Source organism: Henriciella marina DSM 19595, from assembly GCF_000376805.1.
Taxonomy (GTDB): Bacteria; Pseudomonadota; Alphaproteobacteria; order Caulobacterales; family Hyphomonadaceae; genus Henriciella; species Henriciella marina.
In genome coordinates, this window is sequence record NZ_AQXT01000002.1 from 2,364,707 (window position 1) to 2,378,926 (window position 14,220).

Consider the following 14,220-nt stretch of genomic DNA (forward strand, 5'->3'; position numbering starts at 1 on the left):
CTGAGCCAAAACTTGGGTCTTCAGCCGGCAAAAAACAACCGCGATGATGGCCTCTAGCCGTCGGGCAGCAGGGCGGCGAAATCGACAATTGTCAGGTCATGGCCGGTCGCATCGACGAAACGCTTGAAGTCACTGCGGGAAATCGCCGTCGTGCCTGTATTGACCAGAGGATGGAAGTTGAGCGTCTCAAATGGCATCAGCGCCGCATCGACGATAAACTGGACCTTATTTTCGGTATCGTTGATCAGTGAAAACGCGGTCACGGAGCCCGGCGTGACACCCAGCAGCTCTTCCATCAGCTCGCCGCTCGCAAAGGAGAGCCGCCGCGTCCCGATCAGCTTGTGCAGCTGGTTGAGCTTAAGCTCGCTCTCGGCATGCGCCGCGATCAGGACGATGACGCCGTCCTTGTCCTTCATGAACAAGTTCTTCGTATGCCCGCCCGGCATCGCCTCTTTCAGGTCGCGGCCTTCGTCGACGGTGAAAGTGGCCTCGTGCCAGCGGGTCTCATGGTCGAGGCCGAGCCGGTCGAGATAGGCAAAGAGGTCTTCAGGGCTTGCGGGCATGGCGGTGTTTCAGGCAATCAGGACGCAGACGTCAAGTGCGCCTTTGCCCCGGCATGGGGCGGCCAAGGACAAGGAGGCTCCTGATGGAGCTTGAATGCTACAAGATCTATAACGTCGCGCCCGAGATCGTGCCCGGTCGTTCGCAACGCGACTGGATGGACAAGTTCCCCGATCGCCACCCCTATCGCTGCCTGCCGCTGACCATGGCCAACTCCACGGGCTGGGAAATTCTCTGCCCGATGGACATCAAGATCATCTGGGACGGCGGCGAGCATGACTATTCGCTGAAGCTCTTCACCAAGGGCGATCCGGCGGCCATCCCCTCCTTTGCCGACAGCCATTTCCGGCGCGGCATCGTCACCTTCCATACCGGCCACCTTTTCCGCACGCCGCCCGGCTGGGGCCTCTGGACGTCCGGCCCACCGAACTTCTTCAAAGATGGCATCGCGCCGCTCACCGGCCTTGTTGAGACAGACTGGCTGCCCTTTCCCTTCACCATGAACTGGCAGATGACGCGGCCCGGTGAGGTCGTCTTCAATAAGGGGGAGCCCTTCTGCTTCATCATGCCCTTCGAACATGGCAAGATCGAGGACATCCAGCCGGAACGCAAACTGCTCGCGACCAATCCGGAACTGCAGAAAGACTACCGCGCCTGGCATGAAAGCCGCGGCACCTTCAATCAGAAGCTCGCGGCGATGGATTCAGACACCGTGAAGGCCGGCTGGCAGCGCCACTATATGCGCGGCGAGAAGGTCACCGGCACCAAAGCCGACGCCCACCAAACCAAACGGAGGCTGAAGCCGCCGAAGGATGTTTAGGATTGTGAGCCGTCATCCCGGAAGCGCCAAAGGCGCTATCCGGGACCCACAGCGCCGCAGCACCCCGCTAAAGAACCGCGTCACTCTCGACGCGCCGCCAGGCTCGTCTGAGAGTCCATCTCCCGCCGCCATAGATCAAAAACTCTCATGCGGCCCTCGTTCCACCCCGGCTTGACCGGGGTGCCCATCTCCAGACTTGTCGCAGCAGGATACGCCAAGTGATGGATGCCACGGTCAAGCCGTGGCAAGGCGCAGAACGGGACGTCTGAACACCGATTACACATCCCGCCTGAAAATCCCCCTTGCACCCTGATCCTATTTGCGCTTAAAGCCCGTCTCTCGCTGATCGGTACTTACTGGTCAGCTACCCTATCGGATGCGGGCGTAGCTCAGGGGTAGAGCACAACCTTGCCAAGGTTGGGGTCGTGAGTTCGAATCTCATCGCCCGCTCCAATATTTCTCGACACTGAATAGAGCCGCCATGCCCCCCCCCTCGGGCATCGCCTTTTCGCGCGTGGTCCAGCCTTAGCAGCGCTAATCGTCGCCATCAGTTGACCCTCAAACTGCCGGCGCTAAGCCCGTCGCCGAAGCGGGCGGCGCGAGACTGCCCCTCATCAGTACAGTTTCTCCCAGAGGGTCTCTTCGCATGAGCCATATATCCTTGCGCCACGCTTTTCTTGCGTCCGCCAGCCTCACTTTCGTTGTCCTTCCCGCTGCCGCCCAGTCCGGTAGCGAAACCGAAGACACAGTCCGCACACTCGGCACTATTGCCGTCACCGCGACCCGGCGCGAGGAATCCACGCTCGACATTCCGGCCAGCGTGACTGTGCTGGCAGGCGATATCGCAGAAGAGGCCTCCACGCTCGATGGCGCAGAAGGCATTACACAGTACCTGACGGGCGTCGAAGCGGCCGTCGCGAATGGCTCCCAGATTGCCTTCCAGATCCGCGGCATCGGCGCGGTGGACCATCAGGCGCTGACGCCCACGGCGGCGGCGGTCTATTCCGACGGTGTCTTCCTGTCGACCAACGTCCAGACATCCCTCTTTCTTTATGATCTAGAGCGCGCCGAAGTGCTGAAAGGCCCACAGGGCACGCTCTATGGTCGTAATGCTTCGTCCGGGGCGCTCAACTTCATCAGCGCACGGCCGAGACAGGATCAGGACGGCTATCTCCGCGCCTCATATGGCAATTTCAACCGGGTCGATCTTGCAGGCGCAGGCGGGAGCGCGCTGACCGACCAGCTCTCGTATCGCATTGCTGGCCGCTACCTCTCGCGGGACCCGGCGCTCGATAACGTCCAGACCGACCCCACCATCCAGCGCGGGCCTGAAGACGCTGGCGGCGTACGCGATGAGTTCGGCCTGCGCGCCCAGCTTCTCTATGAGGGGACGGGCGACACATCGCTCCTGCTGCGCGCCCATTATGAAGAAGACAATGGCATCAACACGACGCCGCGCAATGACAGCCTCAATGTCGGCGATCATGAAATATCATCCGAGGGTCTCGGCCTTCAGGACACCGACAATGAATTCTATGGCCTCTCGCTTGAAGGGCAGACCACGCTCGGCCCGTGGCAGCTCTATTCGCTCAGCGCCGTCGAAGGCTATGGACAGGATTACGGCTTCGATTTCGATGGCACGCCCGCCCCGTTCGGCGACCCGACGCTGAATGCCAATCTCAGCTATGACCGTTCTTTCCTGCAGCTAAGCCAGGAAGTGCGAGCGGCCCGCGAGTTTGACCGCGTCCGCCTCCTTGTCGGCGCTCATCTCGCCTATGAAGATTTCGCGCAGGACTATCTCATCTGGTGCGGCCAGCTTGACCCGCAGACGCTGGCAGGCACCTGCCCCTATGTCGGCACAGCCGGGCGCGTCGGGCCGGACCCGGTCTCACCGCTGACGGCCGTCTCCCTGCTCACCCATATCGGGCAAGAGCGGACCACCGCCGCCCTCTTCAACTATAATGACTTCGACCTCTCAGACCGCCTCACCCTGACGCTCGGTGCGCGCTATACCTTTGAGGACATTGAAGGGAATGGCTACGGCCAGCACATCTTCACCGACGGCACACGCGGGCTTAACAATCGCAATGGTGTCGGAGCCGCGCTTGGCCAGAACGAGATCGAGGAAAGCAAGCTTACTGGCAATGCCGCGCTTCGCTATGCCGTCTCTGCGGACACGTCGGTCTATGCCTCCGTCGCCAATGGCTACAAGAGCGGTGGCTTCAATGGCGAAGTCCAGAACAACGCGACCAGCTGGCAGGATGAAGGTCTGTTCGGTGCCGAAACCGTCACCTCCTATGAGGCGGGCTTCAAGACGGCGCGCGGCAATCTCGCCTTCAACGCGGCCGCCTTCTTTCAGGACTATGATGCCCCGCAGGCGCGTATCTTCGTCGCGTTCGACCTGCCAGACGGCAGCCAGATCACGTCGAACTCGCTGTCGAACCTTGATGAAGCGGTGTCCTACGGCATCGAAGCCGACACGAAATGGTCGCCCCTCAACGGGCTCGACCTCAGCGCCAGCGTCACCTGGCTGGAGACAGAGATCCAGCAGGAGAGCGACGGCGCTGGAAACGCCGCCCTCTTTGATGGCAACCCGCTTCCCTTTGCGCCGGAATTTTCCGCAACGCTCGGCATCCGTCAGGAATGGAGCGTTGGCGAGAACCGCCGCGCGGCCATCCAGGCGAACGCCAAGGCCAAGAGCGAGTACTTCCTCGACGCGGAAGGTCTCGATGCGCGCAGTCAGGATGGCTACGCCACGGTCGATGCCAGCGCGACGCTCTATCTCGATACGCGAGGCCTTGAACTCAGCCTCTGGGGCCGCAACCTCTCCGATGAGGATGTTGCGATCTCGGGCTATGGTTTTATCGGCTACAACACGTTCCGCTCTGCTCCGCGCCAGTATGGCATCGCCGCAAAGCTGAGTTTCTAGCGTCCGGCTTTGCCGACTCTCCCCAACGGTAGGGGTGGAAGCGTTTCCGCCCCTGCGCCATCCTCCCTCCCGAACGCTCGCACAAGAAGATGAGCGGCGGGAGGAGAAATGCCACACGCCAAGAAAGTGCTGGTCGCAGGCGCCACGGGCGTGGTCGGCCTTGCCGCGATGAAACATTTCGCATCCGAAAGCATCGAAACTGTCGCGATCAGCCGCCGCACCCCAGCTGATACCTATGGCGCCGCGCATGTCAGCCTCGACCTCATGGACGCAGCAGCCTGCGCCGCGTTCGCGCGCGAGCACAGCGACGTCACTCATGTCGTCTATGCCGCCCTCTTCGAAAAGCCGGGCCTTATCGCAGGCTGGCGCGAAGCCGACCAGATCGACACCAATGACAGGATGCTCCGCAATCTGATGGAGCCGCTGCTGGAGCGCGCAGACCGCCTTAAGCACGTGTCGATCCTGCAGGGCACAAAGGCCTATGGCGCCCACATCCGTCCCATCGAACTCCCGGCCCGCGAGGGTCGCTCCGAAGTCGAGCATGAGAATTTCTACTGGCGCCAAGAGGCTTTCCTTCGCGAGGTTGCCGCCGGCGCGGACTGGTCATGGAGCATCTTCCGCCCACAGATCATCTTCGGTGAGGCGGTCGGCGCTGCCATGAACCTTGTCCCCGCCATCGGGGCCTATGGCGCCCTGCTGAAAGCGCAGGGTGAGAAGCTGCACTTTCCCGGCGGGGCGCACACGCTTCTTGAGGCTGCCGACGCGGACCTCGTCGCCCGCGCCATCGCCTGGGCGGGTGAGAGCGACGCGGCGAAGGACCAGATCTTCAATGTCACCAATGGCGACGTCTTCACCTGGCGCGGCGTCTGGCCCGCAATCGCCGCCGCCCTCGGCATGGAAACCGGCGAAGAGCGCCCTTTACTGACAGGTCCGTGGCTGGAAAGTCAGTCGGACGCTTGGGCAAAGCTCGCCGAAAAACACGCCCTGACCGAGCCGGATCTCGCCCGCCTCCTCGGCGAGTCGCATCACTATGTCGATTTCACCATGGCCGCTGGGATCGAAGGCCCGATCCCGCCTGCTCTCGTCTCGACAGTAAAGCTCCGTCAGGCAGGCTTTGCAGAGGCGATGGACACCGAAGCCATGTTCGCCAAATGGTTCTCCCTCTTTCAGGAGAAGGGCTATCTGCCGAAACCGTGACCTGCGCCTAGCGGACGCGGGTCCAGGTCGATGTGCGGCAGAGCGGACGGATGACACAGCCCTGCAGCTCCAGCGTATCAGCAGATATCAGCATCATGGTTCCCGAATAGGTCTTGCCGTCCGCCGGATTATAGAGCTTGCCACCGGTCCATTTGTCCGGACCGCCCGAAAACCCCGACAGCATGGTCAGGCCCCTCAGCGGTCGGCTGCGCAGGTCTTCATCCTTATTCTCGACATCCTTTGCCGACGGCGACGCCTTGATGGCGTTCGATGTCATCAGCGTTCCGCACATCGCTGCGCCGCAGGGCGCGATCTCGACTTGCGCGCCATTCGTCCCAGTATCCCACAGACCGGTGACATCCTGCGCGATGGCAGGCGCGGCAGTGAAGGCAAAAGCCATGCAAACAAGTATCGACTTCATGTTAGAGACCCCTCTGCCCCCCCAGGGGCCTCTCAGGCACAAGCAATTAGGCGAACTTCGCTAGAAAATGACTAACACGCGACGTCATCGGCCCCGGGCACCGCTTGCGGGAGTATCGCGTGGACTCTAATCGCACCAAGGTGCTGACCCGAACCCCTCTGACCTGGCGCGACCCGGTGGCGGCCTTTGCGCCGCTTCTCGACACGCCCTTTGCCCTGCTGCTGAATGGTGGCGGCGGGCGGTGGAGCTATATCTGCGCCAACCCGGTACGCACACTGCTTGTCCCGGCAACCCGCGACGCAAGCGATCTTGAAACCGCAAGGCAGGCCCTTCGCGCCGTCCCGTTTGCGCGACCAGACAATGCCCCGCCCTTCTGCGGCGGCTGGGCCGGTCTTCTATCCTATGAATATGGACGGGCCCTCCTGCCGAAGCTTGGAAACGGCGCGCCGCGCGGGCCGTGGCCGGATATCGCCCTCGGTCTTTATCACGAACTCATTGCGTTTGATCATGAGACCCAGACAGTTGAGCACCTCTACTGGGACTGGCCGGATGCCCCGAACCCAAAACTGGTCGACCTTCTGTCCGAGACCCCTATCGCCCAGCGATCGCCGGGCCCACTCGCCCCGTCTCCTGCTGCGCGCCTCAGCCGCGAGGACTACAAGTCCCGTCTCGCCCGCACTGTCGATTACGTCCACGCAGGCGACTGTTTCCAAGCCAATATCTCGCAGCGTTTCGATATTGAACTCAACGCTGGCGCTTATCCTTACGATCTCGCCACCCGGCTTGCCGCCTCCAGCCGCGCGCCCTTCTCTGCCTATTTCCGCCTGCCCGGTCTTGCGCTGGTGTCGAATTCGCCAGAGCGCTTCCTTCAGATCGCCCCTCAATCGGATGGCTCCCTGAAAGCGGTGACCCAGCCGATAAAGGGCACCCGCCCGCGCGGCAGCACGCCCGAGGAGGACAAGGCGCTGGCAGATGCGCTCCTCTCCTCGCCCAAAGATCTCGCTGAGAACCTCATGATCGTCGATCTCATGCGTAACGACCTGTCACGCGTCTCGACCCCCGGCAGCGTGAACGTCCCCCGGCTTCAGGCGCTGGAGACCTATGCCAATGTCCACCACCTCGTCTCGACCATAGAAGCGACCCTCGCGCCCGGCCGCGACGCGTTCGACGTCATCGAAGCCGCTTTTCCCGGCGGGTCGGTGACAGGCGCGCCAAAGATCCGCGCCATGCAGATCATCGAAGAGCTGGAAGACGAGGCGCGCGGGCCCTATTGCGGCTCGCTCGTCTGGATGACACCGGACGGCGCGATGGATTCGTCTATCCTGATCCGCACCGCCGCCTTCGAAGAGACCGCCTCCGGCACCTGGAAAGGTCATTTCCGGTCCGGCGGCGGCATTGTTGCGGACTCAGTGCCGCATGAGGAGTATGTTGAAACCCTCGACAAGGCGCGCGCCATACGCGCCGCGCTTGAGCAGGAGTAGACGCCCCAATGGACATTGCCTTTTCCGGTGAAAAACGACTCGACAGTCCGGCCGTCTCCGTTCGCGACCGCTCCTTCCTTTTGGGCGATGGCTGTTTTGAGACCCTGCGTGTCACGGATGGCAAAGTTGAAGGCGTGGACGAACATCTGGCTCTCCTCCACCGCTCTGCGGAGGTGCTCTCGATCACAGGCCTTCCGGTAGACACCGTCCTGAAGACAGCCATTGCCGAACTGGTGACCAAGGCTGGCGTCGACGCGTCCCTCCGGATCACGCTTAGCCGGGGGGCAGGCGGGCGCGGCGCGGATGCGGGCGACAGCCCACCGGTTACGGTCCTCAGCCTCTTTCCCGGGGCCGGGCCGCACCCTCTTGCGCCCCTCAATACGATCACATCCAGCATTCTGCGTAACGACACGTCCCCCATCACCCAGATCAAGCCGACCAATTATGCCGACAACCTCGCGGCGCGCCGTGAAGCTGTCGAAGCGGGGGCAGATGAGGCTCTGCTGCTCAACACAAAGGGCCGCCCGGCCTGTTTCGCGATGGCAAATCTCTTTCTCGTCCTCTCGGATGGGACATGGGTCACACCGCCGCCATCTGAGGGCATCCGCCCAGGCTATATGCGCGCAAAAACGCTGGACAGCCTCACATCGCGCCAGCACCCGATTGCTATACGTCCGGTTGAGATCGAAGAGTTGACAGAGCCAGGTGGCCGGCTTTTTGCTTCAAACAGTCTGTGGGGGCTGCGCCCGGTGGCCCGGCTCGATTCCCACACCTATCAAGTCAGCATGGCCCCATTTGAGGCTTGAATGCGTTTCGTTTGAGGAAAAAGACCCGCGCAGAGGATCATCAGACAGTGTCAGACCAGCCTGTCATCTACGCAATTGGCGATGTCCACGGTGAGCGCATGCGGCTCTGGGAGCTTCATGAAAAGATCGTCGCGCACCACCTGAAATTCTTCCGCAGCGCCCCGCTGAAACTCATTCATCTCGGCGATTATGTCGACCGTGGGCCCGATAGCGCCGGGGTGATCGAGCTTCTGATGTCGCTCGAAAAGCGGACCAACATCCAGATCGTCAATCTTCGCGGCAACCATGAGCAGATGATGAGCGAGGCGCATGGTGAGTTCGCCAACGACTTTCACCTGCATTGGCTCACCAATGGCGGCGACGCGACCGTCGAGAGCTATATCACGCGCGGTCAGGACAAGCCGCCCGAAACCCATCTCGAATGGATAAAGAGCCTGCCAACGATGCATCTGGAGCATGATCGCAAGCTTGCTTTCGTGCATGCTGGCGTCGATCCGCGCACCTTCCCCTATTGCGGCGAAGACATTCATATGTGGACGCGCTCCAGGCGCTTCTTCGATACGCGCCATTGGGAAAACGGCCCCCTCGCGGAATGGACTGTCGTCCATGGCCATACCCCGACAGATAATTTCAAGCCGGAGCTTGATGGCCAGCCCACCCAACGGTTCAATCTCGATACTGGCGCGGTTTATGGCGGACGCCTGACTGCCGGGGTCTTCGCGCCGGGCGTGGAAACGGTCGATTTCCTCTTCAGCTGAACACAGACGATCGCAAGTCAGCTCTTGCCGGGGCAGAACAAATCAGGAAAACAGACAAGAGCCTGTTAACCCGAACGGTGGTCTTTCGCCTCTTATGTCAGACACTTTGCGCATCCTCGGCATCGACCCCGGCCTTCGCCAGACCGGCTGGGGCGTCATCGAACAGACCGGCTCGCGGCTCAGCCATATTGCCCACGGCGTCATCCGGATCGATCCCGGCCTCACCCTCGCCGCAAGGCTTGGCGGTATCTTTGAGGCGATCGGTCTCCTGACGGCTGAGTATGCCCCGCAAATTGGCGGGGTCGAGGAAACCCTGGTCAATTCCAACCCGCGCTCGGCCCTGAAACTCGGACAGGCGCGCGGCGTTGCCATGGCCGCCCTGCACAGTGCAGGTCTAGACGTCTTCGAATTCTCGCCCCGCACCATCAAGCTCGCTGTGGTTGGAACAGGCGCGGCCGACAAGGCGCAGGTCGGCTTCATGGTTGCGAGGCTGTTGCCCAAGGCGGGCAAGCTTCCATCTGACGCGGCCGATGCGCTCGCTTGCGCGATCTGCACCGCCCACCATGCGCGCGTGCCGGTCCATCTGCGGGCGAGGGGTGCAGCATGATTATCGGGCGCCTCAGAGGAGAGATCGCAACGGTCGGCACTGACAGCGTGATGATCGACGTGAACGGGGTCGGCTATGTCGCCTTGGCCGGCAGCCGTCTTCTCTCAAAGCTCTCGCCAGGCAAAAAAGCTGAGTTGCATATCGAGACCCGTGTTACAGAGAGCTCGATCACGCTGTTTGCGTTTGAAAGCGACGAAGCGCGCGCCTGGTTTGTGCGCCTGCAGGATGTCCCCGGCGTCGCTGGCAAATCTGCCATGGCGATCATGGATGCCGTCGGACCTGCCGAACTAATGGACGCGCTTGCCATGGGCGACGCCGCCACAGTCTCGCGTGCAAAGGGCGTCGGCAAGAAGCTGGCTGAACGCATCATTGGCGAGCTGTCGGGAAAGCCGCCGCCAATGGGCCGGTTCGGCATGTTCGCGCCCGCTGCATCTGGAAAACCAACCCAGGAAACAGATGTCGAAGCCGTCGGCAGCCGCAGCGAGGCTGTTTCAGCACTCGTCAATCTCGGCTACGCGCAGGCAGATGCGTCTCGCGCCATTCTGGCTGCATCCAGAAACGATCCTCAGGCTGATACATCCGACCTCATCCGGGCCGGCCTGAAAGAGCTCGCGCCATCATGAGCCGGGATGGCAGCATCACCGATCCTGAACGTCAGTCTGGGGAAGCGCTCGACCGAGCCCTCCGGCCGCAGACTTTCGAAGACTATATCGGCCAGGATGCGATCAAGTCGAACCTCAAAGTCTACGTCGACGCCGCAAAAGCCCGCGGCGAAGCGCTCGACCATGTCCTCCTCTTCGGACCGCCCGGCCTCGGCAAGACAACGCTCGCGCAAATAATTTCCAAAGAGCTGGGTGTGGGTTTCAGATCCACGTCGGGACCGGTGATTGCCAAAGCGGGCGATCTCGCCGCGATCCTGACCAATCTCGAACCCAATGATGTTCTTTTCATTGACGAAATTCACCGCCTGCCGCCCCTGGTAGAGGAAATTCTCTATCCTGCGATGGAGGACTACGCCCTCGACATCGTGATCGGGGAAGGTCCATCCGCCCGCTCTGTGAGACTGGATCTTGCGCCCTTTACGCTTGTTGGCGCCACAACGCGCGCAGGCCTTCTCGCCAATCCGCTCCGCGACCGGTTCGGCATTCCGATGCGGCTTGATTTCTATAGCCCGGATCATCTTGCCCGCATCCTGATGGCGGCGGGCCGCAAGCTGTCGACGACCCTCTCAGAAGACGGCGCCCTCGAGATTGCCACGCGTGCCCGTGGGACGCCGCGCATCGCCATCCGGCTACTGCGCCGGGTCCGTGATTTTGCAGAAGCTGAGGGCGCTGCAATCGACAAGGCGGCCGCGGCCCGCGCGCTGTCGCGTCTCGAAATTGATACCGACGGCCTTGATGCACTGGATAGACGCTATCTTGATGCTCTGGTGCGTACCTATGCGGGCGGCCCCGTCGGCGCAGACACGCTGGCCGCCGCGCTTTCCGAAGCGCGCGACGCTGTCGAGGACATGATCGAGCCTTTCCTGATGCAGAAGGGCTATGTTGCTCGCACCCCGCGCGGCCGCGTTGCTGCCCCGCTCGCCTATGAGCGGCTCGGACTTGCCGTCCCGGACCGCGGCCAGCAGACCGGTCTCTTCAACGGGGACTAATCTGGATGCCGCTTCTCCCCAGCGCGCGTTCAGGCCGGCATCAGCCACATAAGCTGCATTGAATGCAGCTTCAGCAGAGCTTCGTGTGATCGTTTTGCCGCCTTCTTCGCCACCGTAGCGGCCAGCCATCTGGCGATCCCACCAAGCAACAGGCTGGCCAGCATGGCCGGGATGAACATCCACCAGCCGATCAGGAAACTTCCCATCACTGCCATCATGACAAAAACAACCGACAGGGCGTCGGCCAGCCGGATCCAGACCGGGCTATGGCGGTTGAATGAGGCAAGCAGGTGAGGCTGGCGATGGAGGGTTTCGGCATCAATGGCCCAGGTCGGACCACCGCGCTGTGACAGCTTCGCGATCCGGGTGGGCTCTCCACCCCTATGAGGGTTAGGCGCTATCGATAGAAACATCGTCTTCTGACCACTTTCTGTGCCGGCCAAAGACGATCTGCAATTTTAGTACCGCATCGGCCCGGAGCGAGAGCGCGCGAGTCCTTCTCAGGCCGGCCGCGCCTTGATCGACAGCGCGTGAAGCCCGCAATCGAATTCCTCTTTCAGCGCTGAATTGACCGCCCGCTGCATTTCCACACGGGTTTTCCCGGCAAATGCAGTCGATTCGATTTCGACGTTATAATGGGTCTCCCCACCGGGCTGTGCGCCCGCATGTCCGGCATGGCGGGCACTATCATCGGTCACATTCAGCAAAGTTGGCGAAAAAAGCTGCGTCAATCTTGCACGAATCCGCTCTGATCTGTTTGTCAATTCTGGCCTCGTTAAACTCTTCGCTATATGTTGCGCCGCTCATGTCAGATCCATTCTCATACCGCGTCAAGTTCACCGACATCAGGGTGAAGCCTCCCAAAGAGGAAAAGGAACGCCAGAAAGCCGTCGAGACCCGCGAGTGTCATCGCGAGGACTGCGACCTGGCCGGCGACCATCCAGCCCCCAAGCCGAGAGGCATGGAGGGCGTCTACTGGTTCTGCCAGAAGCACGCTGGCGAATATAACCGCAATTACGACTTCTTCGCCGGCATGTCCGACGCAGAGATGGCCGCATTCAATGAAATGGCCAAGCACGGCTTCAACAAGACCTGGAAGTTCGGCACCGGTCCGATGGGCAAGGGCAAGGCCGCAGCCGCCCATGATCCGCGCCGCTGGCGGGGCAAGGAGTTCTTTGAACAGAACACCGAGGCCCGCAAGGAGCGCCGCAAGGAACAGCAATCTGCCGGTGTCACCGCGCAGGCCCTTGCCGAGCTTGATCTGGAAGCTGGCGCCTCCGCGACCGAGATCCGCGTGCGCTACAGCGAATACATCCGCAAGTTCCACCCGGACTCCAATGGCGGCGATCGCTCGACAGAGCATATGCTCGCCCGCGTCCTTCGCGCCGGCAAGACGCTCAAAGCCGCCGGGATGATGAAGAACTAGCCAACAGGGCAACAGATAGCCTGCGCCTGAAAGGCGAACCTGATGTCATTCAATGTTTCGGTTATCACGCTCTTTCCGGACGCGTTTCCCGGTCTGCTGGATGTCTCTATACTCGGGCGCGCGCGCGAGAAGGGTATCTGGTCGCTCGAAACGGCTGACCTTCGCGGCTTTGGTCTGGGCAAGCACAGACAGGTTGATGACAAGCCGGCCGGCGGGGGCGCGGGCCTCGTCATCCGGCCCGATGTCGCCGCCGCTGCCATCGACAGCATCGAACGGGGCGGACGCGAGCTCATCTATCTCAGCCCACGCGGCGAACCCTTCAGCCAGGCCCTGGCGCAGGAGTTTGCAGCCGGTCCCGGCCTCATCTGCTTCTGCGGCCGCTTTGAAGGGCTCGATGAAAGGGTCATCTCCGGGCGCGGCATGAGAGAGGTGTCTCTCGGTGACTTTGTCCTCGCAGGAGGAGAGGCCGCAGCCCAGGCTATTATAGAAGCCACAGTGCGCCTGCTGCCGGGTGTTGCCGGAAACGAAACCTCTATCGAGGATGAGAGTTTCTCTGCAGGATTACTGGAATATCCACAGTATACGCTGCCCCGGATCTGGGAAAACCAGACGACCCCGGACGTGCTGTTATCGGGCGATCATGAAAAGGTCGACCAATGGCGGCTCAACCGCAGTAAACTGTTGACAGAGGAGCGCCGTCCCGATTTATGGGCCGCTTACCTCAACGGGCAAAGAATACGAGCGTCGGAGACGGACGATGAACATGATTGAGCAGCTCGAAGCTGAAGAAGTGGCCCGCGTCACTTCAGGCAAAGAGATCCCGAGTTTTTCCCCCGGTGACACCGTATCCGTGAATGTGCGCATTCGCGAAGGTGACCGTGAGCGGGTCCAGCGTTTTGAAGGCGTCTGCATCGCACGCGCCGGCAAAGGCGTGAATGAGAACTTCACGGTCCGCAAGATTTCCTTCGGTGAAGGTGTCGAGCGCGTTTTCCCGGTCGTCTCGCCGATGATCGAGAGCATTGAAGTCAAGCGCAAGGGCCGCGTTCGCCGCGCCAAGCTTTACTATCTGCGCAATCTGCGCGGCAAGTCGGCCCGTATCGCCGAGCGTACGTCCGGCCACGGCATGGAGACGACGGAAGTCACCGTGTCCAAGACCGAGCGCAAGCGTCAGCGCGTTGAGCAGAAAGCTGCCCGCCGTGAACAGGCCGCCAAGGATCGCGCCGCCCAGGACGAAGCCAAGCGTAAAGCGGCTGAAGCCGAAGCCGCAGCGGCCGAAAACGAGGCAGCTGCCGACGAAGGCGCAAGCGAAGAATAGAAATTCGACGAAAACATGTCGTTTTAGGACCCCGCAACGAAAGTTGCGGGGTTTTTGTGTTCTGGGGGCAACACTTTCGGGGATGAGCCCCGTCCTGTCACGGCACGAGGCTTGCAAAGTAGGTGGTTGAGCAGCCTCGATTGCGGTCATTTCCCCCTATGGGACAGGCATTTTCAAGGACTTGCTCGCGTGCGAAGGGAATCTAGTTGGTTTCAAGATTACCGTTTCGTATACGAAATGAGCAGCAC

Annotated in this window: 16 protein-coding genes and 1 tRNA gene; 13 read left to right on the plus strand and 4 right to left on the minus strand. The window is 61.5% G+C overall.

From position 1 onward, the window contains the following. Positions 1–53: 53 nt before the first annotated feature. A complete protein-coding gene (locus F550_RS0111675) occupies positions 54–563 on the minus strand; it encodes a prolyl-tRNA synthetase associated domain-containing protein (protein ID WP_018148742.1) in 510 nt (169 codons plus the stop codon). Positions 564–646: 83 nt separating this feature from the next. Between F550_RS0111675 and F550_RS0111680 the strand changes: the two genes are divergently transcribed. The 4 genes from F550_RS0111680 to F550_RS0111695 all read left to right on the plus strand — a co-directional run bounded on the left by F550_RS0111680 (position 647) and on the right by F550_RS0111695 (position 5,507). Further along, positions 647–1,381, plus strand: a complete 735-nt coding sequence (locus F550_RS0111680; RefSeq protein WP_018148743.1) for a DUF6065 family protein — start codon at positions 647–649, stop codon at positions 1,379–1,381. A gap of 378 nt (positions 1,382–1,759) precedes the next feature. Further along, a tRNA-Gly gene (locus F550_RS0111685) sits at positions 1,760–1,834 on the plus strand. Between the two features lie 193 nt (positions 1,835–2,027). Then, on the plus strand, positions 2,028–4,310 hold the full coding sequence (locus tag F550_RS0111690) for a TonB-dependent receptor (RefSeq protein ID WP_156807928.1): 2,283 nt from the start codon (positions 2,028–2,030) through the stop codon (positions 4,308–4,310). A gap of 108 nt (positions 4,311–4,418) precedes the next feature. Next, a complete protein-coding gene (locus F550_RS0111695; RefSeq protein WP_018148745.1) occupies positions 4,419–5,507 on the plus strand; it encodes an NAD-dependent epimerase/dehydratase family protein in 1,089 nt (362 codons plus the stop codon). Positions 5,508–5,514: 7 nt separating this feature from the next. On the opposite strand, the gene F550_RS0111700 is transcribed toward F550_RS0111695, so the two are convergent. Next, positions 5,515–5,928 (minus strand): DUF2147 domain-containing protein, encoded by a 414-nt coding sequence (locus tag F550_RS0111700; RefSeq protein ID WP_026180734.1) that lies wholly within the window; start codon positions 5,926–5,928, stop codon positions 5,515–5,517. A 119-nt stretch (positions 5,929–6,047) separates the two neighbouring features. On the opposite strand from F550_RS0111700, the gene F550_RS0111705 reads away from it, so the two are divergent. The 6 genes from F550_RS0111705 to ruvB all read left to right on the plus strand — a co-directional run bounded on the left by F550_RS0111705 (position 6,048) and on the right by ruvB (position 11,231). Next, on the plus strand, positions 6,048–7,409 hold the full coding sequence (locus F550_RS0111705; RefSeq protein WP_018148747.1) for an anthranilate synthase component I family protein: 1,362 nt from the start codon (positions 6,048–6,050) through the stop codon (positions 7,407–7,409). Between the two features lie 8 nt (positions 7,410–7,417). Beyond that, positions 7,418–8,215, plus strand: coding sequence for an aminotransferase class IV (locus tag F550_RS17700; protein ID WP_018148748.1), 798 nt, complete (start codon positions 7,418–7,420; stop codon positions 8,213–8,215). 47 nt (positions 8,216–8,262) lie between these two features. Continuing rightward, positions 8,263–8,973 carry a metallophosphoesterase family protein gene (locus tag F550_RS17705; RefSeq protein ID WP_040501051.1) on the plus strand — a complete coding sequence of 237 codons (711 nt, stop codon included), beginning with the start codon at positions 8,263–8,265 and terminating at the stop codon, positions 8,971–8,973. Positions 8,974–9,067: 94 nt separating this feature from the next. Further along, positions 9,068–9,580 (plus strand): crossover junction endodeoxyribonuclease RuvC, encoded by a 513-nt coding sequence (gene ruvC, locus F550_RS0111720; protein WP_026180736.1) that lies wholly within the window; start codon positions 9,068–9,070, stop codon positions 9,578–9,580. Next, positions 9,577–10,203 (plus strand): Holliday junction branch migration protein RuvA, encoded by a 627-nt coding sequence (ruvA, locus tag F550_RS0111725; RefSeq protein WP_018148751.1) that lies wholly within the window; start codon positions 9,577–9,579, stop codon positions 10,201–10,203. Before ruvC ends, ruvA begins: the two co-directional genes overlap by 4 nt. Next, the gene (gene ruvB / locus F550_RS0111730; RefSeq protein WP_018148752.1) at positions 10,200–11,231 is read left to right on the plus strand and encodes a Holliday junction branch migration DNA helicase RuvB; all 1,032 of its coding nucleotides are present in this window, start codon (positions 10,200–10,202) and stop codon (positions 11,229–11,231) included. Before ruvA ends, ruvB begins: the two co-directional genes overlap by 4 nt. A gap of 29 nt (positions 11,232–11,260) precedes the next feature. On the opposite strand, the gene F550_RS0111735 is transcribed toward ruvB, so the two are convergent. Both F550_RS0111735 and F550_RS0111740 read right to left on the minus strand, forming a co-directional pair. Next, on the minus strand, positions 11,261–11,644 hold the full coding sequence (locus tag F550_RS0111735; protein ID WP_156807929.1) for a hypothetical protein: 384 nt from the start codon (positions 11,642–11,644) through the stop codon (positions 11,261–11,263). Between the two features lie 87 nt (positions 11,645–11,731). Further along, a complete protein-coding gene (locus tag F550_RS0111740) occupies positions 11,732–11,962 on the minus strand; it encodes a BolA family protein (RefSeq protein ID WP_018148754.1) in 231 nt (76 codons plus the stop codon). 74 nt (positions 11,963–12,036) lie between these two features. On the opposite strand from F550_RS0111740, the gene F550_RS0111745 reads away from it, so the two are divergent. Genes F550_RS0111745 through rplS form a run of 3 tightly spaced genes read left to right on the plus strand, consistent with a single transcriptional unit; the run spans position 12,037 to position 13,972 of the window. Beyond that, the gene (locus tag F550_RS0111745) at positions 12,037–12,657 is read left to right on the plus strand and encodes a J domain-containing protein (protein WP_018148755.1); all 621 of its coding nucleotides are present in this window, start codon (positions 12,037–12,039) and stop codon (positions 12,655–12,657) included. 42 nt (positions 12,658–12,699) lie between these two features. Further along, positions 12,700–13,428 carry a tRNA (guanosine(37)-N1)-methyltransferase TrmD gene (gene trmD / locus F550_RS17710; protein ID WP_018148756.1) on the plus strand — a complete coding sequence of 243 codons (729 nt, stop codon included), beginning with the start codon at positions 12,700–12,702 and terminating at the stop codon, positions 13,426–13,428. After that, entirely contained in the window at positions 13,415–13,972 is a 558-nt protein-coding gene (rplS, locus tag F550_RS19605; RefSeq protein WP_018148757.1) for a 50S ribosomal protein L19, read from the plus strand. Before trmD ends, rplS begins: the two co-directional genes overlap by 14 nt. The last annotated feature ends 248 nt before the right edge of the window (positions 13,973–14,220 follow it).

What these genes read in the sequence shown, in the direction of transcription:
- F550_RS17700 (WP_018148748.1), top strand. Translation starts at nt 7,418, where the DNA reads ATGGACATTGCCTTTTCCGGTGAAAAACGACTCGACAGTCCGGCCGTC.
- F550_RS0111700 (WP_026180734.1), bottom strand. Translation starts at nt 5,928, where the DNA reads ATGAAGTCGATACTTGTTTGCATGGCTTTTGCCTTCACTGCCGCGCCT.
- trmD (WP_018148756.1), top strand. Translation starts at nt 12,700, where the DNA reads ATGTCATTCAATGTTTCGGTTATCACGCTCTTTCCGGACGCGTTTCCC.
- ruvA (WP_018148751.1), top strand. Translation starts at nt 9,577, where the DNA reads ATGATTATCGGGCGCCTCAGAGGAGAGATCGCAACGGTCGGCACTGAC.
- rplS (WP_018148757.1), top strand. Translation starts at nt 13,415, where the DNA reads ATGAACATGATTGAGCAGCTCGAAGCTGAAGAAGTGGCCCGCGTCACT.
- ruvB (WP_018148752.1), top strand. Translation starts at nt 10,200, where the DNA reads ATGAGCCGGGATGGCAGCATCACCGATCCTGAACGTCAGTCTGGGGAA.
- F550_RS0111695 (WP_018148745.1), top strand. Translation starts at nt 4,419, where the DNA reads ATGCCACACGCCAAGAAAGTGCTGGTCGCAGGCGCCACGGGCGTGGTC.
- ruvC (WP_026180736.1), top strand. Translation starts at nt 9,068, where the DNA reads ATGTCAGACACTTTGCGCATCCTCGGCATCGACCCCGGCCTTCGCCAG.
- F550_RS0111735 (WP_156807929.1), bottom strand. Translation starts at nt 11,644, where the DNA reads ATGTTTCTATCGATAGCGCCTAACCCTCATAGGGGTGGAGAGCCCACC.
- F550_RS0111745 (WP_018148755.1), top strand. Translation starts at nt 12,037, where the DNA reads ATGTCAGATCCATTCTCATACCGCGTCAAGTTCACCGACATCAGGGTG.
- F550_RS0111675 (WP_018148742.1), bottom strand. Translation starts at nt 563, where the DNA reads ATGCCCGCAAGCCCTGAAGACCTCTTTGCCTATCTCGACCGGCTCGGC.
- F550_RS0111680 (WP_018148743.1), top strand. Translation starts at nt 647, where the DNA reads ATGGAGCTTGAATGCTACAAGATCTATAACGTCGCGCCCGAGATCGTG.
- F550_RS0111690 (WP_156807928.1), top strand. Translation starts at nt 2,028, where the DNA reads ATGAGCCATATATCCTTGCGCCACGCTTTTCTTGCGTCCGCCAGCCTC.